Below are 25,087 nucleotides of genomic sequence, written 5' to 3' on the forward strand. Positions count from 1 at the left end.
TCCTTTTCAAATCCGCGCGACACCGAGGCGCCGCGCGGGCGGACGAATTACTGCAGCTTCTTCGCCTTCTCGATGGCCTCGTCGATGTTGCCGACCATGTAGAAGGCCTGTTCCGGCAGGTTGTCCAGTTCGCCGCTGACGATCATCTTGAAGCCGGCGATGGTGTCCTTCAGCGAGACGTACTTGCCGGGCGAGCCGGTGAACACCTCTGCAACGTGGAAGGGCTGCGAAAGGAAGCGCTGGATCTTACGCGCACGGGCCACGGCGAGCTTGTCTTCCGGCGACAGTTCGTCCATACCCAGAATCGCGATGATGTCACGCAGTTCCTTGTACTTCTGCAGCGTCATCTGAACCTGACGCGCCACGTTGTAGTGCTCTTCGCCCACAACCAGCGGATCGAGCTGGCGCGACGTGGAGTCGAGCGGATCGACGGCGGGGTAGATACCCAGCGCGGCGATGTCACGCGACAGCACGACGGTGGAGTCAAGGTGCAGGAAGGTGGTCGCGGGCGACGGGTCGGTCAAGTCATCCGCCGGCACATACACGGCCTGGATCGAGGTGATCGAGCCGACCTTGGTGGAGGTGATGCGCTCCTGCAGACGGCCCATTTCCTCGGCCAGCGTCGGCTGGTAACCCACCGCGGAAGGCATACGACCCAGCAGCGCGGACACTTCGGTACCGGCCAGGGTGTAGCGGTAGATGTTATCGACGAAGAACAAGATGTCGCGGCCTTCGTCACGGAAGCGCTCGGCCATGGTCAGGCCGGTCAGCGCCACGCGCAGACGGTTGCCCGGGGGCTCGTTCATCTGACCGAACACCATCGCGACCTTGTCGAGAACGTTGGAGTCCTTCATCTCGTGGTAGAAGTCGTTACCCTCACGAGTACGCTCACCCACGCCAGCAAACACCGACAGACCGGAGTGCTGCTTCGCGATGTTGTTGATCAGTTCCATCATGTTCACGGTCTTGCCCACGCCGGCGCCACCGAACAGGCCCACCTTGCCGCCCTTGGCGAACGGGCAGATCAGGTCGATAACCTTGATGCCGGTTTCGAGCAGTTCCACCGACGGCGACAGCTCGTCGAACTTCGGCGCCTTCTGGTGAATGGCGCGCAGTTCGTCGGTTTCGATCGGGCCTGCGTCGTCGATCGGGCGACCCAGCACGTCCATGATGCGGCCCAGGGTACCCATGCCGACAGGAACCGAGATCTGCTTGCCGGTGTTGCTCACCTTCATGCCACGGCGCAGGCCGTCGGAAGAACCCATCGCAATGGTACGCACCACGCCGTCGCCGAGCTGCTGCTGGACCTCGAAGGTCAGGCCAGCTTCGGCGAAGGAGTCGGCAGCGTCCTCGAGCTTCAGGGCGTCATACACCTTGGGCATCGAGTCGCGCGGGAACTGGATGTCCACCACGGCGCCGATGCACTGAACGATCGTACCTTGACTCATCGTCATATCCTTAAATCAATAATCCGTTACACCGCGGCGGCGCCGCCGACGATTTCCGACAGCTCCTTCGTGATCGCGGCCTGGCGGGTCTTGTTGTAGACCAGCTGCAGTTCGCCAATCACGTTCTTGGCATTGTCGGAAGCGGCCTTCATTGCCACCATGCGCGCGCTCTGTTCGGATGCCATGTTCTCGGCCACCGCCTGGTACACCAGTGCCTCGACGTAGCGCACCAGCAACTCGTCGATGACGACCTGCGGATCAGGCTCGTAGAGGTAATCCCACGAGCTCTCGGGCGTACCGAGCTGGTCACCGGTCAGGGGCAACAACTGTTCGAGCACCGGCTCCTGCTTCATCGTGTTGATGAAGCGGGTGTAAGCCACGTAAACCGCGTCGAGCTCGTCGTTCTGGAACGCATCGAGCATGACCTTGACCGGACCGATCAGCTTTTCCAGGTGCGGCGTGTCACCCAACTGCGTGACGTTCGACACCACCTTGGCGCCCATGCGCTGCATGAAACCCAGACCCTTGTTGCCGATGGCGCAGGCACGGATCTCGGTCACGCCCGAGGACTCCCAGTCCTTCATCGCGTTGAGCGCGATACGCTGGACGTTGGTGTTGAGGCCACCGCACAAACCCTTGTCGGTGGTCACCAGGATCAGCCCCACCCGCTTGACCTGGTCCTTATGGACCAGGAACGGGTGCTTGTAGTCGGTCACATTGGCCTGGGACAGGTTCGCGGCGAGTCGGCGGATCTTCTCGGCAAAGGGGCGGGCGGCACGCATCCGGTCCTGCGCCTTGCGCATCTTGGATGCAGCCACCATCTCCATGGCCTTCGTGATCTTGCGCGTGTTTTGCACGCTCTTGATCTTGGTACGGATTTCCTTACCGCTAGCCATATTCCGTCTCCCTCGCCGGCCTTAAGCCCAGCTCTTCTTGAACTCGGCGATCGCGGCAGCCAGGGTCTTTTCGCCGTCGGCGTCCAGTTCCTTCTTGCTCAGGATCGAGGAGACCAGATCGGCCTGCTTGGTCTTGACGAACTGCAGCAGCGCGGCTTCGAACGGCAGCACGCGGGCGACGTCGACATCATCGAAGTAGCCGTTGTTCACCGCGTAAAGCACGATGGCCATATCGGCGATCGACATCGGCGAGTACTGCGCCTGCTTCATCAGTTCGGTCACGCGACGACCACGCTCGAGCTGCTTGCGGGTCGCATCGTCCAGATCGGAAGCGAACTGGGCGAATGCGGCGAGTTCGCGATACTGTGCGAGGTCGGTACGGATACCGCCGGACAGCTTCTTGACGACCTTGGTCTGCGCAGCACCACCGACGCGGGACACCGAGATACCGGCGTTGATCGCGGGACGGATACCGGCGTTGAAGAGGTCGGTTTCCAGGAAGATCTGGCCGTCGGTAATCGAGATCACGTTGGTCGGAACGAACGCGGACACGTCGCCGGCCTGGGTCTCGATGATCGGCAGGGCGGTCAGCGAACCGGTCTTGCCCTTGACTTCACCATTGGTGAACTTCTCGACGTAGTCGGCGTTCACGCGCGCGGCGCGCTCGAGCAGACGGGAGTGCAGGTAGAACACGTCACCCGGGTAAGCTTCACGGCCCGGCGGACGGCGCAGCAGCAGCGAAACCTGGCGGTAAGCCCAGGCCTGCTTGGTCAGATCGTCATAAACGATCAGCGCATCCATGCCACGGTCGCGGAAGTACTCGCCCATGGTGCAGCCGGCGTAGGCGGCCAGGTACTGCATGGCGGCCGATTCCGATGCGGTGGCGGCGACGACGATGGTGTATTCCATCGCGCCGTTTTCTTCCAGCTTGCGCACGACGTTGGCGACGGTCGAGGCCTTCTGGCCGATGGCCACGTACACGCAGTACATGTCCTGGCCCTTCTGGTTGATGATCGCGTCGACGGCCACGGCGGTCTTACCGGTCTGGCGGTCGCCGATGATCAGCTCGCGCTGGCCGCGGCCGATCGGCACCATCGAGTCAACCGACTTCAGGCCGGTCTGCACCGGCTGCGAAACGGACTGACGGGCGATGACGCCCGGCGCGACCTTTTCGATCTTGTCGGTCAGCTTGGCGTTGATCGGGCCCTTGCCGTCGATCGGCTGACCCAGCGCGTTGACGACGCGACCAACCAGCTCGGGGCCGACGGGCACTTCGAGAATGCGACCGGTAGCCTTGACGGTGTCGCCTTCGGTGATGTGCTCGTACTCGCCAAGCACCACGGCACCAACGGAATCACGCTCGAGGTTGAGCGCCATGCCGAAGGTATTGCCGGGGAATTCCAGCATTTCGCCCTGCATCACATCGGTCAGGCCGTGAATGCGGGTGATGCCGTCGGTGACGGAAACCACCGTGCCCTCGTTACGCGACGTGGCGGCGAGCTGCAGGTTCTGGATCCGGCTCTTAATCAGATCACTGATTTCAGAGGGGTTGAGTTGCATAGTTTTTATGCTCCTAGTTCTTTAGCGCAGCGGCCATGTTCGCGAGCTTGCCGCGGACCGAGGCGTCGATGACTTCGTCGCCGACGGCGATGCGAACCCCGCCGATGAGGGCAGGGTCGATGTGGACCTGGACATTCAGTTTGGCCTTGAAGCGCGCTTCGAGGTCAGCCTTGAGCGAGGTCAGCGTTGCATCGTCGAGGGGGAAGGCAGAGGCGATTTCCGCCTCGAGGACACCTTCGTGTTCGTTCTTCAGTGCAACGAACAGGTCACGGATCTCGGGAAGCACCTGCAGGCGTTCGTTATCCACGAGGACACGGACGAAATTCTGCTGTTCTGCGGACAGGGTCCCAGCCACATCCAGCACCAGCTGCACGAGCTGGCCGGCGGTGAGCTTGGGATCGGAAATGCAGGCCCGCATGGTGGAATCGGCCGCCAGTGCGGCGAGCCGATCCAGTGCTTCCGACCAAGGCCCCAGCGCACCTGCCCCGCGAGCCAGCTCGAAGGCGGCATCCGCATAGGGGCGCGCGATGGTGACGTTCTCGGCCATGACTTATTGCAGTTCCTGTTTCAGGTTGGCAAGCAGTTCGCCGTGCACCTGGGCGTTGATTTCACGGCGCAGAATCTTCTCGGCACCAGCAACAGCCAGATTGGCGACCTGGTCGCGCAGAGCTTCCTTGGCGCGCTGTGCGGCTACACCGGCTTCGGCCTCGGCGGCTTCACGGGCGGCCGCGATGATGCGGCTGGCTTCGGCGCGGGCTTCGTCGATCAGCTGGCTCGCCTGCTTTTCAGCAGAGGACCGCACATCACCCGCGGATTCGCGGGCCTTGCGCAGTTCCTCGACGACCTTCTTCTCGGCGAGTGCCAGATCAGCCTTGGCCTTGTCCGCAGCTGCCAGCCCGTCGGCGATTTTCTTCGCACGCTCGTCCAGTGCCTTCACGATGGGCGGCCACACGAATTTCATCGTGAACCACGCCAGAATGAAGAACACAACGAGCTGGGCTATCAGAGTTGCGTTCAAATTCACGGTTCTTGGCCCTCAGGTTGGTTCAAAAAAGGATGAACTCGAACCGATCAGAGCTGGAACGGGTTGGCGAAGGCGAACATCATGGCGATACCGACACCGATCAGGAACGCGGCGTCGATCAGGCCGGCCAGCAGGAACATCTTGGTCTGCAGGGCGTTCATCAGCTCAGGCTGACGAGCGGACGCTTCGAGGTACTTGGAACCCATGATGCCGATACCGATACAAGCACCGATGGCGCCCAGACCGATGATCAGACCAGCAGCCAGAGCAACAAAACCCAGAACGTTTTCCATGACAACTCCTTAGTGGGGAAGGTGAGTTTAAAAAACCAGTACTGCTTTGAAGATGAAACTGAAACTTAGTGGCTTTCGTGCGCCTGACCGACGTACACCAGGGTCAGCATCATGAAGATGAAGGCCTGCAGCGTGATGATCAGGATGTGGAAGATCGCCCAGATGGTGCCGGCGACCACATGACCGACGAAGCCGAACACGGTGGCGGTACCGCCCAGCAGCGCGATCAGGATGAACACGAGCTCGCCAGCATACATGTTGCCGAACAGTCGCATGCCGTGCGACACGGTCTTGGCGAGGAACTCGATGATCTGCATCGCGAAGTTCACCGGGTACAGCAGCGGATGGCTGCCGAACGGCGCGGTGAAGAGCTCGTGCACCCAACCCGAAACGCCCTTGATCTTGACGTTGTAGTAAAGGCACAGCAGCAGCACACCGATCGACAGGCCCAGCGCGGCGGAAAGGTCGGCAGTCGCCACGACGCGCATGTAGGCATGGGCGGGGTCACCACCGGCGGCGGAATAGATGCCGGTCCAGATCATCGGAATCAGATCGACCGGCAGCAAGTCCATCGCGTTCATCAGGAAGATCCAGACGAAGACCGTGAGCGCGAGCGGCGCGACGAAACGGCGCGACTCGGCGCTATGCACGATGCCCTTGGCCTGGTCGGCCACCATTTCGACGAGCAGCTCGACGATGCCCTGGAAGCGCCCGGGAACGCCCGAGGTGGCCTTGCGGGCGGCAAGCGCGAGAATGAATACGGTGAGCAGACCCAGCAGGATCGAGAAGAACATCGAGTCGATATTGATGACGCTCCAATCGACGATGTTTTCCTGGGGGTGCCCAGTGTTGTTGAAGTGTCCGAGGTGGTGAATTACGTACTCGGATGCGGTGGGAGCGTTTCCAGCCATGATCAGGTCTTCACCAAAAATGCAAACAAATTCGCTTTAAGTGCCAGAATCAGGCCGATCAGCATCGCACCCCAGTGGAGCGCCGGATAAAGGGCCCAAACCAGCACCAACAATCCCACGATCGAGGCGACCTTGAAGAGTTCGCCTGCGACGAAAGCGGCCACGCTCGCCGTACCGGCCTTGCGCGTGATCGCGGCAAGGCGCATGGCGAACATCCAGCTTGGCAACACGCACGCCAAGCCGCCCCCTGCGGCAGAGACCGCGCCCCGCATCCCGAAGAGAGCGGCGGAAATCACCACCGCCAGGATCGTTGCGCCCAACTGCAGTAGAACGGCTTTTAGCATCGGTTGTCGCGCCAGCCTGTTGCTGCAGCCGGCGACCGCCCAAAAATCCCGCGAATACTAGGGGTTATCCACAACAAAGTCAAACTTCAGTTGCATTGCAACAATGACCCCCATAGCCGTCGTGTATCTTATACAAGTCGCCAACCGGAAGAGCGCCGGACGAGGCCCCTCGGACTGTTCCGCGGGAGGCTTGGGGGGGCGCCCACGACGCTTACTGACAAGGCATGATCAAGACACGCAAGGCCACGCGCCGGGAGATCCTCGGCTGGAGCATGTTCGACTTCGCGAACCAGGCCTACACCCTGCTGATCGTGACCGTCGTATTCGGCGACGTCTACACGCGACTCGTCGTCGGCGATGCGCCGGATTACCGCGTGGGCAATCTCCTCTGGAGCGCGGCGCTGTGCCTCAGCTACGCCCTGGTGGTCGTTGCCGCGCCGCTGCTGGGTGCCGCGATGGATGGCGGACGGGCGAAGAAGCGCATGCTCTTCGCCAGCTACGTCCTCACCGTGGCAAGTACGGCGCTGCTCTATTTCGTCGGCCCGGGCCACGTCTGGCTCGGCTTCATCCTGATCGTGATTTCGAATGCGGCCTACTCCGCGGGCGAGTCCTTCATTGCCAGCTTCCTGCCGTTTCTCGGCGACAGCGACGAGCTGGGACGGATCTCGGGACTGGGCTGGGCCCTGGGCTATGCCGGCGGACTGGTCTCCGCCGGCTTCGTGCTGCTAGTCCTCGGCGAGGTCGCCGCGGACAACTTCGAGCGCATCCGCTGGGTCGGCCCCTTCGCCGCGGCCTTCTTCCTGCTCGCAGCGATCCCGACCTTCATCTGGGTGCGCGAGCCCGCCATCGGGGACCGCCGTCGCTTCAACGCCGAACTGGTTCGCATCGCCTACAAGCGCGTTGCGACCACGCTTCGCAGCCTTCCGGAATTCCCGGACCTGCGCCGCCTGTTCATCTCGATTCTGTTTGCGATGGCGGGGGTCTACGTCATCGTCGCCTTCTCGTTCATTTACGGCGCGCAGGTCATCGGCTGGAGCGAGGATACGCGGGCGCTGATGTTCGTCGTGGTGCAGATCACCGCCCTGATCGGCGCCCTGGCGTTCGGTGCGCTGCAGTCCCGCCTCGGCGGGCGGCTCACCTACGCGCTGACGCTGACGCTGTGGATCGCCGCCATCCTGGCGATCTATTTCGTCGGCGAACTGACCACGCTGCTCAACCATTCGCTGACCCTCTCGCTGCGCGAGGAACAGGTATTCCTCTTCGCTGGGCTGCTGTCCGGCCTCAGCCTGGGGTCAAGCCAGTCGGTCGGGCGGGCGCTGGTAGGCATGTTCTCGCCCGAGGCCCGCGCAGCCGAACTGTTCGGCTACTGGGGCCTGATGAGCAAGCTGGCCGCCATCTTCGGCATCCTCGGCGTCGGCCTGCTGCAGTGGGCATTCGGGCTGCAGGGCGCAGTGCTGTTCTGCATCGTCCTGTTCGCCGCCGCACTCGTGCCGCTCGCAGGCATCGACGAGGCCCGCGGCGTCGATGCGGCGCGGCGCGCATCAGATCCAAGCTGACGCCACCAACAGCCGACGGATCTTCGGCACCCAAGGCCGTGTCGGAAAATCTGACAGTCTGACAACTCCATAAGCTCAGCTGATCCGGAAAAGTCTTGTTTCGAAAAGACTTCCGTTAAGTGGCATCACTCTTGCTTGCAAGCTTGTTGTAAATACTGGAACGGCTTGCACGAGCACGCGTTGCTCAGCGGCTGCCAACATTCGCAAGGGAGAATAAAAATGCTGTCGCAACAAACTTCCATCGGTACGAAGTGGCTGGCTACGGGCGCTGTCGCATTGCTTGCCTGCGCCGGCTCCGCACAGGCGGCCGTGACCACTTTCGCGCAATCCGCGCTGCAGCCCACCTCCGTTCTCTACACCGACATCATCGGCGGCGGCATCGGTGACGTCGTCGTCATGACCGGTGGCGGCAATGCCAACGGCGCCGGAAATCCGAGCGGTCGCAACGACGACGGTTTTTCGGGCCCGATCAATTTCGGCTTCGACTTCACGTTCTTCGGCGCGACCTACTCGAGCTTCTACGCCAACAACAACGGCAACATCAGCTTCGGCGGCGGCAACTCGGCCTACATCCCGACCGGCCCCACCGGCGCCAGCATTCCGACGATCTCGGCCTGGTTTGGCGACGTTGATACCCGTAACCTCGACAGCGGCGTGCTCCACCTGCGCCAGGACGCTAACCAGACCATCCTGACCTGGCTGAACGTGGGCTATTACAACGGTGCAGCCGACAAACTGAACACTTTCCAGATGATCGTGCGCGGCAACGACTACGCCATTCCCGAAGGCGAGGGCGCAATCGGCTTCTTCTGGCTCGCCATGCCGTGGGAAGTCACCAACACCAGCACGACCGCGGCCGTGGGCTTCGGTGACGGCGCCGGTAATGCCGTGGTGCTGGAGGGTTCGAACGAGCCGGGACTGAACACCGTCGTGGCCTTCAAGAAGACCTGGTTCACGACCGACCTCGACCCGGTTGACCCGAATCCGGTTCCCGAACCCGGCACGCTCGCGCTGCTTGGCCTGGGTCTGGCCGGCCTGCTGGCAGGGCGTCGCAAGCTGTCCTGATCACTGCCGAAACCCGCGCCCTCGGTGCGCGGGTTCGTCGAATGAAAAGGCCGGCCCTATGAGGGCCGGCCTTTTCACGTTAACGATCCGATCGCACCGGATCGCCCGCCACTCGCAAGCGTGGGCCGCTGCGACCCGCGCTGCGGCTCAGCGCAGCCGGCCGAGCAGGCCGTCGAGCTGGTCCAGGCTGCCGAAGCGGATCGAGACCTCGCCAGCGCCCTTCTTGTTCGCCTTGATCTTCACCGAGGCCCCGATGGCGTCCGCGATCTCCTCCTCCAGCCGCAGCAGGTCGCGGTCGGGCTGCGGTGCGGGCTTCTTCTGCCGCGGATTCAGCAGTTGCTGCACGAGGCGCTCGGTGTCGCGCACCGACAACTGCTTGGCCGCGACCTGATTGGCAAGCTGGATCTGGCTCGCGCCATCCAGCGGCAGCAGCGCACGGGCGTGACCCATGTCGATGTCACCCGCCATCAGCAGTTCCTGCACCGGTTTGGCCAGGTTCAGCAGGCGCAGCAGGTTGGACGCGGCCGGGCGCGAACGGCCGACGGCGTCGGCCGCCTGCTGGTGGGTCATCTCGAACTCGTCGATCAGGCGCTGGATGCCGCTGGCTTCCTCGAGCGGATTCAGGTCTTCGCGCTGGATGTTCTCGATCAGCGACATCGCCAGCGCGGCTTCGTCGGGGATGTCACGCACCAGGCAGGGCACTTCGGCCAGACCGGCGATCTGCGACGCGCGCCAGCGGCGCTCGCCGGCGATGATCTCGTAGGCGTCCTCGCCCACCGGGCGCACCATGATCGGCTGCATGATGCCCTGCGCCTTGATCGAGGCGGCGAGCTCCTCCAGCGAGCCCGGGTCCATGCGCGTGCGCGGCTGGTACTTGCCGGGCTGCAGCGCGATCGTGGGCAGCATCTGCAGCTCGCCCTTCTCGGCTTCGTCTTCCTGGTTGGCGGCCAGCAGCGCATCGAGTCCGCGGCCGAGGCCCTTGAGTCTGGGTTTGTTCATGGTCTTGTCCGAATTCAGAAGGTCTTGGCGCGCTCGATCATCTCGTGGGCGAAGGCCATGTAGGCCTGCGCACCCTTGGCGGCCTTATCGAACACCACGCCCGGGATGCCGTGGCTGGGCGCCTCGGCCAGGCGCACGTTGCGCGGCACGATGGCGCGGAACACCTTGTCGCCGAAATGGCCCTCGAGTTGCGCCGAGACCTGTTGCTGCAGGGTCACGCGCGGGTCGAACATCACGCGCAGCAGGCCGATGATCTTGAGGTCGCGATTGAGGTTGGCATGCACCTTCTTGATGGTGTTCACCAGGTCGGACAGGCCCTCGAGCGCGTAGTACTCGCACTGCATCGGGATGATCACGCCGTTGGCGCAGCACAGACCGTTGAGCGTCAGCATCGACAGCGAGGGCGGGCAGTCGATGAGGACGAAGTCGTAATCGGCATCGAAGGCGGCCAGCGCGTTGCGCAGGCGCTTCTCGCGCTGGTCGAGGTTCACCAGTTCGACCTCGGCGCCGGCCAGGTCGCGGTTGGCGGGCAGTACGTCGTAGCCGCCGGTCGGCGAGGTGACGCGCACCCCGGCCAGATCGACCAGACCGACCAGCAGGTGGTAGATCGAGCTCTTCAGGCTGCGCTTGTCGATGCCGCTGCCCATCGTCGCATTGCCCTGCGGGTCGAGATCGATCAGCAAGGTGCGCTGCCCGGCCTGCTGCAGCGCGGCGGCGAGGTTGACGCAGGTGGTGGTCTTGCCCACCCCGCCCTTCTGGTTGGCAACGCAGAAAATCTTGGCCATGGTCGAATCAGGCTATTCCATTTGCAAGGATCGCGCGCATCGCGCGAAACCCGGAGTGTACTTCAATGCGGCAGTGCATCAGCCGGAGTGACGCCCATCGTCACCCCCGCGCAGTGTCACGCGCGCTGGATGACGAGCAGATGACGCTCGGCGCCCAGGTCCGGCACGGCCAGCGCATGGGTCTCCGTGACGCGCCAGCCCGCGGGCAGTCCGGCGATCTCGTCGACCGGATTGACGCCCTTCATCGCGTACAGCGCGCCGCCCTCTGCAACGAGGTGGCCGGACAGGTTCACGAAATCCGCCAGGCTGGAGAAGGCGCGCGAGATCACGCCGTCCGCCGCGCCGCCGGGCAGGGCGTCGGCCTGCACCTGCTCGACGCGCTTGTTGATCACGCCGAAGTTGCCCAGGCCGAGTTCGATCTTCGCCTGCTGCTGGAAGCTCGCCTTCTTGCCCACGGTCTCGATCGAGGTGACGATCAGCCCGGGATGCACGATGGCCAGTACCACGCCGGGCAAACCACCGCCGGAGCCGATGTCGGCCAGCCGGCTCACCGCGCCCAGATGCGGCAGCACCGCCAGCGAGTCGAGCAGGTGGTGAGTGATCACCTCCTGCGGATTGCGGATCGCGGTGAGGTTGTAGACCTTGTTCCACTTCAGCAGCAGTTCGCCGAAGGCGAGCAGGCGATCGACGGTTTCCTGCGGCAGGGCAAGACCGAGCGCGGCGATGCCCTCGGCCAGCTGGCCCGCGTAGGCTTGCAGACGTCCGCTCATGCCGCCGGCCTCCGCACCACCTCATCGCTCGCCGCGCCGCCCGCCCGGGCCGCCAGGTCGCGGCGCTTGAGCCACACCAGCAGCAGCGAGATGGCCGCCGGGGTTACGCCCTGGATGCGACCGGCCTGGCCGATGGTCTCCGGCTTGTGCAGGTTCAGCTTCTGCTGCACTTCCTTGGACAGGCCGCGCACCTGGGCGTAGTCGAGCCCGGCCGGCAGGCGGGTGGCCTCGGCCTGCGCCTGCTTGGCGACTTCCTCCTGCTGACGGTCGATGTAGCCCTGGTACTTGGCGGCGATCTCGATCTGCTCGATCACCTGCGCATCGGTCTCGCGTTCGTCCGGCGCGCCGGGCAGGCTCATCAGCGATGCATAGTTCGTCTCGGGCCGGCGCAGCAGCTCGAAGTAGCGCTGCTCGCGCTCCAGCGCCTTGCCCAGCACGCGCTGCTGATCCTCGGCAGGAATCGCCTCGGGCCGCGCCCACGCCGCCTTCAACTGCGCAGTGCCGCGCTCGATCGCCTCGCGCTTGGCGCAGAAGGCGGCCCAGCGGGCGTCGTCGACCAGGCCCAGCTCGCGGCCCTTCTCGGTCAGGCGCAGGTCCGCGTTGTCCTCGCGCAGCGACAGGCGGTACTCGGCGCGCGAGGTGAACATGCGGTAGGGCTCGGACACGCCACGGGTGATCAGGTCGTCCACCAGCACGCCAAGGTAGGCCTCGTCGCGGCGCGGACACCAGGGCGCGCGGCCCTGCACCTGCAGCGCAGCGTTGGCGCCGGCGAGCAGCCCTTGCGCGGCGGCCTCCTCGTAGCCGGTGGTGCCGTTGATCTGGCCAGCGAAGAACAGCCCGCCGATCGACTTCGTCTCCAGCGAGGACTTGAGATTGCGCGGGTCGAAGTAGTCGTACTCGATCGCGTAGCCGGGGCGCAGGATGTGAGCGTTCTCGAGGCCGCGGATGCTGCGCACGATCGCGAGCTGGACATCGAAGGGCAGCGAGGTCGAGATGCCGTTAGGGTAGATCTCGTGCGTTTCCAGCCCTTCCGGCTCGAGGAAGATGTTGTGGCTGTCCTTGTCGGCGAAGCGGTGGATCTTGTCCTCGATCGACGGGCAGTAGCGCGGCCCCACGCCCTCGATCACGCCCGAATACATCGGCGAGCGGTCGAGGTTGGCGCGGATCACGTCGTGGGTGCGCTCATTGGTGCTGGTCATCCAGCACGGCAGCTGGCGCGGATGCTGCCCGGGACGGCCGAGGAAGCTGAACACCGGCACCGGATCGTCACCCGGCTGGATGCTCATCACCGAGAAGTCGATGGTGCGCGCGTCCAGCCGCGGTGGCGTGCCGGTCTTGAGCCGGCCCTGCGGCAGCTTCAGTTCCTTCAGCCGCGCGCCGAGCGAGATCGCCGGCGGATCGCCCGCACGCCCGGCGGAATAGTGCTGCATCCCCACGTGCACCAGGCCGTTGAGGAAGGTGCCGGCGGTCAGCACCACCGCCTGCGCCTCGAAGCGCAGGCCGATCTGGGTGACCACGCCGGTGACACGGTCGCCGACCACGGTGAGGTCGTCCACCGCCTGCTGGAACAGCCACAGATTGGGCTGGTTCTCCAGCCGGCGACGGATCGCCGCCTTGTACAGCACGCGGTCGGCCTGGGCGCGGGTGGCGCGCACCGCCGGCCCCTTGGAAGCGTTGAGGATGCGGAACTGGATGCCGCCCTCGTCGGTGGCTGCCGCCATCGCGCCGCCGAGCGCATCGACCTCCTTGACCAGATGGCCCTTGCCGATGCCGCCGATCGAGGGATTGCAGCTCATCGCACCGAGCGTCTCGATGTTGTGGGTAAGCAGCAGCGTGGCCGCGCCCATGCGCGCCGCGGCGAGCGCAGCCTCGGTCCCGGCGTGACCGCCGCCGACCACGATGACATCGAAACGGGTGGGGTAGAGCATGGCGCGCTCCGTGCTGCAATGCGTGAACAAGGGGCGGGATTCTACGCGTTCGACACCCGGACGACTAGTGCTCCGCCCCGATGTTTCACGGAATTTCACATTTCAAACAGTGGTTTATGTGCTCCATTCGATTGCCGCCGCAGCGCTGCGGCGGCAATGGCCGATCAGCGCTTCTGCGCCGCCAGCATGCGCTGCACCGCCTCGAGGTGCTCCGGCTCGTTGTGGCACATGCCCTGGAAGGCGGCGCAGAGGTCGAGGAAGTCCTTCAGCTCGGTGCGCTGCGCCATCTTCATCAGGCGCTTGGTCAGGCGCAGGGCCTTGGGCGGCTGGGCGGCAAAGCGGGCGGCCATGGCCTGGGCGCGCGGCAGCAACGCGTCCGGCTCGACGACCTCGAGCACGATCCCCAGCGTCTTCGCCTCCTCGGCACCGACGATGCGGCCCGACAGCGTCAGCTCGAAAGCCTGCTGGTAACCGATCAGGCGCTGCATGAACCAGGCACCGCCGTCGCCGGGGATGATGCCGAGGTTGAGGAAGGTCTCGCCGAACTTCGCCCTGGTCGAGGCGATGCGGATGTCGGCCATGTTGGCGAGGTCGAAGCCGGCGCCGATCGCCGGACCATTGACCGCGGCGATGACCGGCACCTCCACCGCCTGCAGCGCCAGCGGGATGCGCTGGATGCCGCGGCGGTAGCGGGTGGCGACCTCGGCCACGTCGCCGGCGAAGTCGCCGCCGCGTTCGGCCATGTCCTTGACGTTGCCGCCGGAGGAGAAGGCCGCGCCGGCGCCGGTCATCACCAGCACCGATACGTCATCGCAGCGGTTCACCCAGTCGGCCACGGTGCAGATGTCGTCGATCAGCGCCGAGCCGGTCAGCGCGTTGCGCAGGTCGTCGCGGTTGAAGGTCAGCGTGGCGACGCGCTCATCGAGCGTCAGCAGGGCGTCGGTGAGGTGAGGCAGGGAAGGGTTCATCGGGCGGTCTCCTAGACGCTCATCATGGCGCGGTTGATGATGATGCGCGCATCGACGACGGCGAGGCCGTCGGGATACGCGATCACCGGGTTCAGATCGAGTTCGGACAGCTGCGGGTAGGCGCTGACGATGCTCGACACCTTCAGCAGCAACTCGACCAGCGCGGCCTTGTCCACCGCGGCCTCGCCGCGCACGCCGGCGAGGATCTTGCGGCCCTTCAACTGATCGACCATGGCCTCGGCATCGAAGCGCGACAGCGGAATCGCGCGGAAGGCGACGTCTTCCAGGATCTCGACGAAGATGCCCCCCAGGCCGAACATCAGCACCGGACCGAAGATCGGGTCGCGCACCACGCCGACGATGACCTCGGCGCCCTTGCGCGCCATCGGCGTCACCAGCACGCCGCGGATGTCGGCATTGGCATCGTAGGCCCGGCAGCTCGTCATGATCTGATCGAAGGCCGTGCGCAGCGCCGCCTCGCCGACGAGATTGAGCTTGACCCCGCCGGCGTCGGACTTGTGCAGGATGTCCTTCGACACCACCTTCATCGCCACCGGCTGCTCGCCGAACTTCGCCGCAGCCGCCGCCAGCTCGTCCGCATTGTGGGCGACGAATTCCTCGGCCACCGCCACGCCATGGGCGCGCAGCAGGCTCTTGGCCTCGAACTCGTACAGGTCGCGGCCTTCGTTCTGGGCGCGGGCGAACATCGCCAGCATGTCCTCGCGCGGCGCCACGCTCTCCTGCAGCGGCAGGCCGTGCTGACGCTGCAGGTAGAGCCCGCGCTCGGCCAGGGCCTGCAGTACCTTCACCGCGTGCTCGATCGACGCATAGACCGGCAGCCCGGCCTCGTGCAGGCGACGCAGCGCCGGCGGCTTGACCGGCGCGTACAGGCTGTAGATGACCAGCGGCTTGCCGCAGCGGCGGGCGAGTTCGATCATCGCCTCGGCCGCGCGCATCTCGCCGCCCAGCAGGGACTCGGCGAAGCGCGTGTGGTAGCCGCCGAACATGCCGACGAGAAAGACCGCGTCGACGCTGTCGTCCTCGGCCACGATCTCCATGCAGCGTGCCAGCACCTCGGGATCGGCATCCGACGTGCCGGCGACGTCGATCGGGTTCGCCAGCGAGGCCTGCGCGAACAGGATCTCCGCCAGGCGCTTGCGGGTCGCTTCCGACAGGGTCGCCAGCTCCAGCCCGGCGTCGGACAGGCGGTCCGAGGTGATCGTGGCCTGCCCGCCGCCGTCGGCGATCACCGCCACGCGCTTGCCGCGCGCCTGCTGCATCAGCGCCAGACCTTCGGCCACCGGCAGGATCTGGTCGGAATGGCGCACCACGCTGACGCCCACCTGTTTCAGCACATCGACCGTCATCTCGTAGCTGCCGGCCAGCGCACCGGTATGCGAGCTGGCCGCCTTCTTGCCGAGCTCCGTCGCGCCCGACTTGTAGACCACCACCGGCTTCACCGGCGTGATCTCGCGTGCCGCCCGCAGGAAACGCTGGCCGTCGCGGAACCCCTCGACGTACAGGGTGGCGACGCGGGTGTGCTCGTCCTCGCCGAGGTAGCGCAGGTAGTCGTTGAAGCCGATGTCGGTCTGGTTACCCGGGCCGACGTAGGTCGAGAAGCCGACGTGGCCGTTGTGCTCGGCCTCCAGCACCAGCGCCAGCAGCATGTTGCCCGACTGCGAGATGAAGCCGATGTCGCCCGGCTTGACGTTGCGCAGGTCGAGCAGGTTCACGTTCTTGTGCAGGTTGAACATACCCGAGGTATTGGGGCCGATGATGCGCACACCGCCGGCACGCGCGGCATCCAGCACCTGCTGCTCGAGCCTGGCGCCCTCGGGGCCGGTCTCGCGGAAGCCGCTGGCGAGGATCACCGCGCCTTTCACGCCCTTGCGTCCGCACTCCGCCATCAGGCCGGGCAGGGTCGCGGCCGGCGTGCAGATCAGCGCCAGATCAACCGGACCGGGGATGTCGTCGAGCGAAGCGTAGGTGGGCACGCCGAGGATCTCTGGTACCTTGGGGTTGAGCGGAAAGATGCGGCCGCGGTAGTTGCCCTTGATGAGGCCGACCATGGCCTTGTAGCCGCGCTTGGTGGGGTCGGCGGAGGCGCCGATGATCGCGATCGAGTCGGGCGCGAGGAAGTCGTGCAGCGGGCTCTTGTGGCTGGCCGGCATGGATTCGGTACTGCCTGCAGTCATGTCATTCCCCCTTGAAGACCGGCGCGCGCTTCTCGGCGAAGGCATCGACGCCTTCCTGCCAGTCGCGCGTCGTGCCGACGAACATCATGCCTTCCAGCTCCGCGGTCAGGCAGGCGTCCAGCGTGCGTTCGGCCGACAGGTTGAGCTGCTGCTTCGCCAGTTCCATCGAGAACGGCGCCTTGCCCGCCAGCTTGCGCGCGAACTCGCGCGCCGCATCGAGGAAGCCCTCGTCGGCGAACACGCGGGTGGCCAGGCCGATGCGCACCGCCTCCTCGCCCTTGATGCGCTCGCCGAGGAAGACCAGCTCGCGCGCCTTGGCCAGCCCCACCAGGCGGGGCAGCAGCCAGGTCACGCCGCCACCGAGGAAGGTCCCGATCGACACCTCCGGCAGGCCGATCTGCGCGCTCTCGGCCATCAGCACGAAGTCGGAGGCGATCGCGACCTCCGCCCCGGCGCCCAGTGCGAAGCCATTCACCGCGGCGATGACCGGCTTGTTCAGGTGCAGCAGGCGATGGCAGACGTCCTGTTCGCCCTTCAGGTACTGACGGCGGTCGAAGGCGGTACGCCCGACCTTGTGTTCCTTGAGGTCTGCGCCGACGCAGAAGGCGCGGCCTTCGCCGGTGATGAGCACGACGCGCGCATCGCGCTCGGCCTCGGCGCGGGTGAGCGCGTCGTTGAGTTCGTCGTACAGCTGCTGGGTGACGGCATTGAGACGCTGCGGACGGTTCAGCCGGATCTCGGCGATGCCGTCGCGCAGCTCGTACAGGATGGTTTCGTAATTCATCACGACTCCCCGGGGAATTGTTCTTCGGGCTTCAACACGCCAAACGGTAAGGGTAGCGCGTTACGCACGCAGGCTCATCCGTACCGACCGCGAAGCGTGCCCGCCAAAGCGCGAGACGGCGGAAGCCTGTGGCCCGCCGCCGTCCCGATGCAATCCGTGCAGCCCGCTCCGCAGACCGCATCCGACGGGCTTACATCCAGCCCTTCTCCTTGTAGTACCTCACCGCGCCCTCGTGCAGCGGCGCCGACAGGCCTTCCTTGATCATCTGCTGCGGTTCGAGGTTGGCGAAGGCCGGGTGCAGCTTCCTGAACTCCTCGAAGTTGTCGAACACGGCCTTCACCAGCGTGTAGACCATGTCGTCCGAGACCCGCGTCGAGCTGACGAAGGTCGCGACCACGCCGAACGTGTTTGTCGGCTCGGGGTTGTTCGCATACAGGCCGCCGGGCACGGTGGCGTGCGCGAAGTAGGGATACTGCGCGATCAGCTTCTCGACGCCATCACCGGTCAGCGGCACCAGCTTGGCGCCGCAAGTCGTGGTCGGATCCTGGATATTCGCCGCCGGGTGGCCGACCGTATAGGCGAAGCCGTCGATCTTGTTGTCGCACAGCGCGGCACCATGCTCGTCCGGCCGCAACTCGGACGCCAGCGAGAAGTCGGCACGGCTCATTCCCAGGGCCGGCAGCAACATCTCCATCGTCGCGCGCTGGCCCGATCCCGGATTGCCGACGTTGAAGCGCTTGCCCTTGAAGTCCTCCATCTTCGTCGCGCCGACTTCCTTGCGCGCGAGGATGGTGAGGGGCTCGGGGTGCAGCGCGAACACCGCGCGCAGGTCGCCGACCGGGCCCCCATCCTTGAACTGCGCCTCGCCCTTCACGGCGTTGTACTGGACGTCGGATTGCGCGACGCCGAAATCGAGCTCGCCGGCCTTGATCGTGTTGACGTTGTAGACCGAGCCCCCGGTGCTCTCCACCGAACAGCGCACGCCGTGCTGGGCGCGGTCCTTGTTCACCAGGCGGCAGATCGCGCCGCCCGCCGCGTAATACACGCCGGTGACGCCTCCGGTACCGATGGTCACGAACTGCTGCTGCGCGTGGACGGGCGTGGCGCCCAGCGTGCCGATCAGGGCGAACGTTGCCGCGAACGCGGTGAGTTTCTTCTTCATGGCTCCTCCTTGGGAACGAGGCCGAATCGACCTCAGAAGGACCATAGCGCGCTACAAAAGTTCGTACAAATATAAATTCACTTCGGCGCCGGCGTGCGGAAGCGCCACCACGGCAGCACTCGGCTCATCGACAGCACCTCGCCGCATCGCATCGGCACGTAGCCGGGCAGGGCGGCCAGCCGGCGCTGCCATTCCGCGGTGCGCAGCAGTGCGAGCAGCGCCTGGGTCGCGGGGTGCTCCAGGCTGCTCTTGAGACAGGCGAGGAAGTAGTTCTCGTCCACGACCGGCACGAAATCCAGCCCCCGCGCGTTCGCGCTGGCCTCGATGCCGAAACCCGCGTCCGCCGCGCCGGTCGCCACCGCGTGCGCCACCGCCGCATGCGATTGCTCGATCCAGCCGTGGCCACGGATCGCGCCGGGCGCGATGCCCGCATCGGCCAGCAGTTCGTCGAACAGCACCCGCGTGCCGGTGCCCAGCGCGCGGTTGACGAAACGCACGTCAGGGTCGGCCAGATCGTGCAGTGAACGCAGGCCGAGCGGGTTGCCGGGCGCCACGATCAGGCCCTGCGTGCGGCGCGCGAAACCGATCAGCTTGTGCCGGCCCGGGCGCAGCAGCGGCTTGTAGCTGCGCTGCGACAGCGAACCGCGTGCGGGCTCGATGCGGGTATGGAAACCGGCCATCTCGCAACGCCCCTCGTTGAGCGCGCGAATCGCATCGACACTGCCGGTGAAGCGGATGTCCAGATGCAGACGCTGGCCGCGCGCCTGCTCGCTGAGCAGGGTCAGCGCCTCGTCGTGGCTGGCGTAGAAGGTGAGCACATGGGCGGATTCGTCGAAGGCCACGGCGAAGGCGCGCTCCAGGTCGGCCCGCAGCGCCTCGATCTGCGGCAGCAGGCGCGCCTGCGCCTGGCGCTCGGCCCACAGCAGCTTGGCGCCGAAGTCGGTCAACCGCGCCGCCTGGCCCTTCTCCCACAGGATCAGGGGCTGGCCGAATTCGGCGTCCCAGCGCTTGAGCTCGCCCCAGACGTGACGGTAGGAGAGACCGAGCTGGCGCGCCGCGGCCGAGATCGAGCCCTGGTCGCTGACCGCCTGCAGCAGGTCGAGCAGGGGATTGCGCACCAGGGCCGGCACGATGTCGGTGCCCAGCGTGTAGTTGAGGCTGATCCTATGCATTTCTCTTCATATTGCCGATGTGGCGCCGCCTGCCTAGATTCGGCCGCATCGCATTGCGCAGTTCGCCCTTGCGACACCCTGCCCCGAAGTCCCGAGGAGACGCTCCACATGAACCATTCCATCCTGTCGCGCGCCCGTAAGCATCTGGCCGGTATCGCGGCCACGACCGCGCTGGCGCTGTTGCCGCTGGCCGCCCAGGCGCAATCCATCGTCGTCGCCTCGACCACGTCGACCGAGCAATCCGGCCTGTTCGGCCACATTCTGCCGCAGTTCAAGCAGGCCACCGGCATCGATGTGAAAGTCGTCGCGCTCGGAACCGGCCAGGCGCTGGACGTCGGCCGTCGCGGCGATGCGGACGTGGTGTTCGTGCATGACGCTGCGGCGGAGCAGAAATTCGTCGACGAAGGCCATGGCATCGAGCACCGCAAGGTCATGTACAACGACTTCGTGCTGGTCGGCCCCAAGGACGACCCGGCTGGCACCCGCGGCAAGGACATCACCGCCGCGCTGCAGAAGCTGGCGGCCAGCAATGGCAATTTCGTGTCGCGCGGCGACAAGAGCGGCACGCACGCCGCCGAGCTGCGCTACTGGAAGGCCGCCGGTGTCGACAACAAGGGCACGGGCTACAAGGAGTGCGGCTGCGGCATGGGCCCGGCACTCAACATGGCCGCCTCGTCCGGCGCCTACGTGCTCGCCGACCGCGGCACCTGGCTCAGCTTCAAGAACCGCGCCGATCTCGCGGTGCTGGTCGAGGGCGACACCCGCCTCTTCAACCAGTACGGCGTGATGGTGGTGAATCCGGAACGCCACCCGCATGTGAAGACGGCCGAGGCGCGCAAGTTCGTGGAATGGGTGGTGTCACCTGCGGGGCAGGACGCAATCGCGTCGTACAAGATCGAGGGCGAGCAGCTGTTCTTCCCGAACGCGGGCAAGTAAGCGCGACGGACAGCTGAACGACGCAACGGCCGCGGGCAATGTCCGCGGCCGTTGCGTTTCTGCGCAGCCGCTCACCCCCCGACCGGCAGCGCCGTCTTGTCGATCACCCGCCGCAGCACGAAGCTCGAATGCACCCCGGTCACGCCAGGAATGCGGGTGATGCGGTTGAGCAGCAACTCCTGGTAGCCATCCATGTCGGCGACGATGACCTTCAGCTGGTAGTCGGCGTCCTGCCCGGTGATCAGCAGGCATTCGAGCACCTGCGGGATCTTCGCGATCTCGCCCTCGAAGTGCGCGAAACGCTCCGGCGTGTGGCGGTCCATCGAGATGTGGATCAGGGCCATCAGCGACAGGCCCAGCTTGCGCGCATCGAGCAGGGCGCGATAGCCGACGATGAGGCCGGCGTCCTCCAGCGCGCGCAGCCGGCGCAGGCAGGACGAGGGCGACAGGCTGATGCGGTCGGCGAGGTCCTGGTTGCTGATGCGGCCGTCCTGCTGCAAGAGCTCGAGGAGCTGGCGGTCGTAGCGGTCGAGTTGCATGATCGGGCGCTCTATTCTGTCCAGTCGGCAGATTCTTGCATTTCGACACTGAAATGTGAACGTTTCTGCACAAAATCGCCGCATCGCACTGCAACAACGCAATCGTCTGCCGCGACACCCGGCGTAGACTTTCGTCCATCAAATCACGCCATGCCCACGAGGACCGCGCCATGATGTTGCAGAACCCCGCCGCCAAGTACCGCCCCTTCGCCCCGATCGCACTCGCCGACCGCCAGTGGCCGAACAAGGTCATCGACCGCGCCCCGATCTGGATGAGCACCGACCTGCGCGACGGCAACCAGGCGCTGTTCGAGCCGATGAACGTCGAGCGCAAGATGCGCATGTTCCGCACCGTGTGCGACATCGGCTTCAAGGAGATCGAGGTCGGCTTCCCCTCCGCCTCGCAGACCGACTTCGACTTCGTGCGCACCCTCATCGAGGGCGGCCACATCCCCGCGGACGTCACCATCCAGGTGCTCACCCAGGCGCGCGAGGATCTCATCCGCCGCACGATGGAATCCGTGCGCGGGGCGCCGCGGGCGATCGTGCATGTCTATAACGCCACCTCGCCCACCTTCCGCGAGGTCGTGTTCGGCATGGAGAAGCCGCAGGTGGTGGCCCTCGCGGTCTCAGCGGTACGCCTCATCAGGCAGATCGGCGAGCAGATGCGCGCCGAGTGCGGCACCGAGATCGCGCTCGAATACAGCCCCGAGACCTTCTCCGCCACCGAGCTCGATTTCGCCAGGGAAGTCTGCGACGCGGTCACCGCCGAATGGGGCGCGACGCCGGACAACAAGGTCATCATCAACCTCCCCGCCACGGTCGAGGTCGCCACGCCCAACGTGTACGCCGACCAGGTCGAGTGGATGCACCGCCATCTCGCCCGCCGCGACAGCATCGTGCTCTCGCTCCACCCGCACAACGACCGCGGCAGCGGCGTTGCGGCTGCCGAGCTGGGGATGATGGCCGGCGCCGACCGCGTCGAGGGCTGCCTCTTCGGCAACGGCGAGCGCACCGGCAACGTCGACATCGTCACCCTCGCGCTCAACATGTACACGCAGGGCGTGTCGCCCGGACTCGACTTCTCGGACATCAACGCCATCGCGCGCACCGTCGAGTACTGCAACCAGTTGCCCATCCACCCACGCCACCCCTATGTGGGGGATCTCGTGTTCACGGCCTTCTCCGGCTCCCACCAGGACGCCATCAAGAAGGGATTCGCGGCTCAAAAGGCTGGCGCTCCGTGGAACGTGCCCTACCTCCCGATCGACCCCGCCGACGTCGGGCGCAGCTACGACTCAGTGATCCGGGTCAACAGCCAGTCCGGCAAGGGCGGCATCGCCTACCTGCTCGAAACCGAGTACGGCATCGCCATGCCGCGCCGCCTGCAGGTGGAGTTCTCGCGCGAGGTGCAGCAGGTCACCGATGCCACCGGCGGCGAGATGTCGGCGGCGGCGATCTGGGATCTGTTCAGCCGCACCTACCTCGACAGCGTCGCGCCGGTGCGCTACGTCGAGCACCACCTCTTCGAGCATGGCGCGGCGCAGGGCATCCGCCTCATCGTCGAGATCGGCGGCACCCGGCACCTGCTCGTCGGCGAGGGCAACGGCCCGATCGACGCCGCGGTCCACGCCTTGCGCAGCGCCGGCATCGACGTGCAGGTGCGCAGCTTCGAGGAGCGCTCGATCACGGCGAGCGCGGACGGCGGCAACGCCCAGGCCTGCGCCTTCCTCGAGCTGACACCGACGGCGGGCAACGGCGGCGACCGCTACGGCGTGGGCATCGACGGCAACATCGTCACCGCCTCGATCCGCGCCATCATCAGCGGCGTGAACCGCCTGAGTCCGGCGGTCGAGCTTGCCCCGACCGCATGCGCCGCCTGACACCCCCTGCGGCGTCCCGCCCGACCGAAGAGCCGGCCCGCGTGGCCGGCTCTTCCTCGTGCGGCGCACCGTTTCCCGCCTGTCGCAAGCACGGCAGGCGATGCGCACGATCGCGCCGATGAATCTGCCCGACGACGTCCCTGCGTCCTTGTCCGCACGCCCGCTGTTCGAACCGGTTGCGCCCTGGCTGGCGCGCTTTGCCGCGCCCGGCGTGCCAAGCCCGTCCGAACTCGGCGCCCTGCTCGCGGAAGTGGCGCCGGATACGCGCAGCGGCGGCGGCAGACGCTGTGCGGCAGCACACGCTTCCTCGTCTTCGGCCACGGCACCTGGGACCAGCTGCGCGCACCATTCCTCGGTCTGTGTGCGAAGGCGCTCTATCGCCCGGTTGCGCCTGACTGGCACAATCTGGACGCAGCCACCCGCCTCGCCGACACCGATGCCTGGCTCGAACGCCATCTGACCGAGCCCCCTCACCGCATCAGCCCCCGTGCCTTCTCGCCGCTTCCCCTGCTGGGCATTCCCGGTGTCACGCCGGACAGCGAATCCCCCGGCTACTACCGCGACACGCGCCAGTTCCGCCCATTGCGGCGGTCCTGATCACAGGCACTTCTTGCCCATGTTGCGACGCGCCCTGGCCACGCTGGCCCTACTGAGCGGCCCACTGCTGGCGCTTGCCGATACGGTCGGGCCGGTCGCCACCGTGCGCCTGTGCGTCGACCCCGACTGGCCGCCCTACGAATGGCTGGACGAGACCGGGCGCCACCGCGGCATCGCCGCCGACCTCGTGCGCCTCATCGCCAAGCGCGCCGGGCTGAACCTGCAGATCGTGCGCACCAGCACCTGGGACGAAAGCGTGTCGCTGGCGCGGACGGGCCGGTGCGACGCACTGTCCTTCCTCAACCAGACGCCCGAGCGCGACACCTGGTTGCGTTTCACCCAGCCCTACTTCTTCGACCGCAACGTCATCATCACGCACGCCGAGCACGCCGCCATCCCCGATCTCGCGGCACTGCCCAAAGGCACGACCGTGGCCCTGCCGACCGCGACCTCGATCATGGAGCGCATCGGCCACGACTTCCCGCACCTCCGCATCCTGCCCGTCGGCTCGGAGATCGAGGCCTTCGGCATGGTCGAGGCGCGCGAGGCCGACCTGACACTGCGCGCGCTGACGGTGGCGGCCTACACGATCAAGCACGAGGGCTGGTTCAACCTCAAGATCGCGGGCGAGTTGCCGGACTTCGGCAACCGCATGCGCATCGGCGTCAGCGGCGGCAAGACCGAGCTCGTGCGCGCACTGGACGCCGCCATCGCCACGCTCACCCCGGAAGAGATCGACGAGATCGTCAATCGCCACGTCGCGATCGACATGCCCGCACGCACCGATTACACGCTGGTCGCCGAGGTGGTCGCCGGCTTCGCCGTCGTGCTGCTGCTGGCCTACCTGTGGATCCGCCACCTGGGGCGCCTCAACCGGCGGCTGGCCGACCTCGGTGAACGGCTGCGCCAGGACATCGTCGCGCGCGAACAGGCCGAACGCGCGCTGAAGGACAGCGAGCAGCACTACCGCTCGGTGGTCGAGATGGCGCAGGAAGGCATCCTCGTCGTGCAGGACGGCCGCGTGATCTACGCCAACCCGGCGTTCTCCGAACTGCTGGGCTACAGCGGCGAGGAGCTGGCGTAGTTGGATGCCTTCGACGCGCTGATCGCACCCGAGGATCTGCCACGCGCACGCACGAACCACCAACGACGGCTGGCCGGCGAGGAGACCGAGCAACGCTACCCGCTGCGCCTGATGCGCAAGTCGGGCCGCATGCTGTGGGCGGAGACCAGCGGCGTCCGCATCAACTGGAACGGCAGGCCGGCGACGCT

The 25,087-nt window shown here is 66.0% G+C and carries 23 protein-coding genes and 1 pseudogene; 6 read left to right on the forward strand and 18 right to left on the reverse strand.

Features of this window, described 5'->3' with window-relative positions; translation table 11 throughout:
• Nucleotides 1–47 precede the first annotated feature (47 nt).
• The 8 genes from atpD to AC731_RS14100 form a co-directional block, all read right to left on the reverse strand.
• A complete protein-coding gene (gene atpD / locus AC731_RS14065; protein WP_004261872.1) occupies nt 48–1,448 on the reverse strand; it encodes a F0F1 ATP synthase subunit beta in 1,401 nt (466 codons plus the stop codon).
• A gap of 26 nt (nt 1,449–1,474) precedes the next feature.
• Nucleotides 1,475–2,344: a F0F1 ATP synthase subunit gamma gene (gene atpG, locus AC731_RS14070; RefSeq protein ID WP_004261869.1), complete on the reverse strand. Its 870-nt coding sequence runs from the start codon at nt 2,342–2,344 to the stop codon at nt 1,475–1,477.
• A 21-nt stretch (nt 2,345–2,365) separates the two neighbouring features.
• The gene (atpA, locus tag AC731_RS14075; protein WP_004261865.1) at nt 2,366–3,904 is read right to left on the reverse strand and encodes a F0F1 ATP synthase subunit alpha; all 1,539 of its coding nucleotides are present in this window, start codon (nt 3,902–3,904) and stop codon (nt 2,366–2,368) included.
• 13 nt (nt 3,905–3,917) lie between these two features.
• Complete coding sequence (locus AC731_RS14080; RefSeq protein ID WP_004261862.1) at nt 3,918–4,451, reverse strand: F0F1 ATP synthase subunit delta; 534 nt, start codon at nt 4,449–4,451, stop codon at nt 3,918–3,920.
• A gap of 3 nt (nt 4,452–4,454) precedes the next feature.
• Nucleotides 4,455–4,928: a F0F1 ATP synthase subunit B gene (locus AC731_RS14085; protein ID WP_038011884.1), complete on the reverse strand. Its 474-nt coding sequence runs from the start codon at nt 4,926–4,928 to the stop codon at nt 4,455–4,457.
• 47 nt (nt 4,929–4,975) lie between these two features.
• A complete protein-coding gene (gene atpE / locus AC731_RS14090) occupies nt 4,976–5,221 on the reverse strand; it encodes a F0F1 ATP synthase subunit C (RefSeq protein WP_002925444.1) in 246 nt (81 codons plus the stop codon).
• A 65-nt stretch (nt 5,222–5,286) separates the two neighbouring features.
• The gene (atpB, locus tag AC731_RS14095; RefSeq protein ID WP_048706992.1) at nt 5,287–6,132 is read right to left on the reverse strand and encodes a F0F1 ATP synthase subunit A; all 846 of its coding nucleotides are present in this window, start codon (nt 6,130–6,132) and stop codon (nt 5,287–5,289) included.
• 2 nt (nt 6,133–6,134) lie between these two features.
• Nucleotides 6,135–6,476, reverse strand: coding sequence for an ATP synthase subunit I (locus AC731_RS14100; RefSeq protein WP_048706995.1), 342 nt, complete (start codon nt 6,474–6,476; stop codon nt 6,135–6,137).
• Nucleotides 6,477–6,700: 224 nt separating this feature from the next.
• Between AC731_RS14100 and AC731_RS14105 the strand changes: the two genes are divergently transcribed.
• Together AC731_RS14105 and AC731_RS14110 are read left to right on the forward strand one after the other, a co-directional pair.
• Nucleotides 6,701–8,032, forward strand: coding sequence for an MFS transporter (locus AC731_RS14105; RefSeq protein ID WP_048706997.1), 1,332 nt, complete (start codon nt 6,701–6,703; stop codon nt 8,030–8,032).
• A 219-nt stretch (nt 8,033–8,251) separates the two neighbouring features.
• Nucleotides 8,252–9,097 (forward strand): nidogen-like domain-containing protein, encoded by an 846-nt coding sequence (locus AC731_RS14110; protein ID WP_048706999.1) that lies wholly within the window; start codon nt 8,252–8,254, stop codon nt 9,095–9,097.
• Nucleotides 9,098–9,244: 147 nt separating this feature from the next.
• Here the strand turns inward: AC731_RS14110 and AC731_RS14115 are convergent, their stop codons facing one another.
• The 9 genes from AC731_RS14115 to AC731_RS14155 form a co-directional block, all read right to left on the reverse strand.
• Nucleotides 9,245–10,096 (reverse strand): ParB/RepB/Spo0J family partition protein, encoded by an 852-nt coding sequence (locus AC731_RS14115; RefSeq protein WP_004261856.1) that lies wholly within the window; start codon nt 10,094–10,096, stop codon nt 9,245–9,247.
• A gap of 14 nt (nt 10,097–10,110) precedes the next feature.
• Nucleotides 10,111–10,881: a ParA family protein gene (locus tag AC731_RS14120; protein WP_004261854.1), complete on the reverse strand. Its 771-nt coding sequence runs from the start codon at nt 10,879–10,881 to the stop codon at nt 10,111–10,113.
• A gap of 116 nt (nt 10,882–10,997) precedes the next feature.
• Nucleotides 10,998–11,651, reverse strand: coding sequence for a 16S rRNA (guanine(527)-N(7))-methyltransferase RsmG (gene rsmG, locus AC731_RS14125; protein WP_004261852.1), 654 nt, complete (start codon nt 11,649–11,651; stop codon nt 10,998–11,000).
• On the reverse strand, nt 11,648–13,579 hold the full coding sequence (gene mnmG / locus AC731_RS14130) for a tRNA uridine-5-carboxymethylaminomethyl(34) synthesis enzyme MnmG (protein WP_048707001.1): 1,932 nt from the start codon (nt 13,577–13,579) through the stop codon (nt 11,648–11,650). The genes rsmG and mnmG overlap by 4 nt, the downstream gene beginning before the upstream one ends.
• Before the next feature lie 164 nt (nt 13,580–13,743).
• Nucleotides 13,744–14,547: an enoyl-CoA hydratase-related protein gene (locus tag AC731_RS14135; RefSeq protein WP_004261846.1), complete on the reverse strand. Its 804-nt coding sequence runs from the start codon at nt 14,545–14,547 to the stop codon at nt 13,744–13,746.
• 11 nt (nt 14,548–14,558) lie between these two features.
• Nucleotides 14,559–16,742 carry an acetate--CoA ligase family protein gene (locus tag AC731_RS14140; RefSeq protein ID WP_048707003.1) on the reverse strand — a complete coding sequence of 728 codons (2,184 nt, stop codon included), beginning with the start codon at nt 16,740–16,742 and terminating at the stop codon, nt 14,559–14,561.
• Between the two features lies 1 nt (nt 16,743).
• Nucleotides 16,744–17,526 (reverse strand): enoyl-CoA hydratase/isomerase family protein, encoded by a 783-nt coding sequence (locus AC731_RS14145; protein ID WP_048707005.1) that lies wholly within the window; start codon nt 17,524–17,526, stop codon nt 16,744–16,746.
• Nucleotides 17,527–17,716: 190 nt separating this feature from the next.
• A complete protein-coding gene (locus tag AC731_RS14150; RefSeq protein WP_048707006.1) occupies nt 17,717–18,688 on the reverse strand; it encodes a TAXI family TRAP transporter solute-binding subunit in 972 nt (323 codons plus the stop codon).
• A 77-nt stretch (nt 18,689–18,765) separates the two neighbouring features.
• On the reverse strand, nt 18,766–19,860 hold the full coding sequence (locus AC731_RS14155; protein WP_048707007.1) for a substrate-binding domain-containing protein: 1,095 nt from the start codon (nt 19,858–19,860) through the stop codon (nt 18,766–18,768).
• A 108-nt stretch (nt 19,861–19,968) separates the two neighbouring features.
• On the opposite strand from AC731_RS14155, the gene AC731_RS14160 reads away from it, so the two are divergent.
• The gene (locus AC731_RS14160) at nt 19,969–20,796 is read left to right on the forward strand and encodes an ABC transporter substrate-binding protein (RefSeq protein WP_004261835.1); all 828 of its coding nucleotides are present in this window, start codon (nt 19,969–19,971) and stop codon (nt 20,794–20,796) included.
• A 71-nt stretch (nt 20,797–20,867) separates the two neighbouring features.
• Here AC731_RS14160 and AC731_RS14165 read toward each other — a convergent pair whose 3' ends face one another.
• The gene (locus AC731_RS14165; RefSeq protein WP_205626598.1) at nt 20,868–21,335 is read right to left on the reverse strand and encodes an Lrp/AsnC family transcriptional regulator; all 468 of its coding nucleotides are present in this window, start codon (nt 21,333–21,335) and stop codon (nt 20,868–20,870) included.
• Nucleotides 21,336–21,505: 170 nt separating this feature from the next.
• On the opposite strand from AC731_RS14165, the gene leuA reads away from it, so the two are divergent.
• From leuA to AC731_RS14175, 3 genes and pseudogenes are all read left to right on the forward strand, one after another.
• Nucleotides 21,506–23,218, forward strand: a complete 1,713-nt coding sequence (leuA, locus tag AC731_RS14170; RefSeq protein WP_048707010.1) for a 2-isopropylmalate synthase — start codon at nt 21,506–21,508, stop codon at nt 23,216–23,218.
• Between the two features lie 285 nt (nt 23,219–23,503).
• The gene (locus AC731_RS20270; protein WP_237266641.1) at nt 23,504–23,815 is read left to right on the forward strand and encodes a DUF3025 domain-containing protein; all 312 of its coding nucleotides are present in this window, start codon (nt 23,504–23,506) and stop codon (nt 23,813–23,815) included.
• Between the two features lie 19 nt (nt 23,816–23,834).
• Nucleotides 23,835–25,070, forward strand: a pseudogene (locus AC731_RS14175) (transporter substrate-binding domain-containing protein); the annotation flags it as partial.
• Between the last annotated feature and the right edge of the window lie 17 nt (nt 25,071–25,087).

Source organism: Thauera humireducens (assembly GCF_001051995.2).
Taxonomy (GTDB): domain Bacteria; phylum Pseudomonadota; class Gammaproteobacteria; order Burkholderiales; family Rhodocyclaceae; genus Thauera; species Thauera humireducens.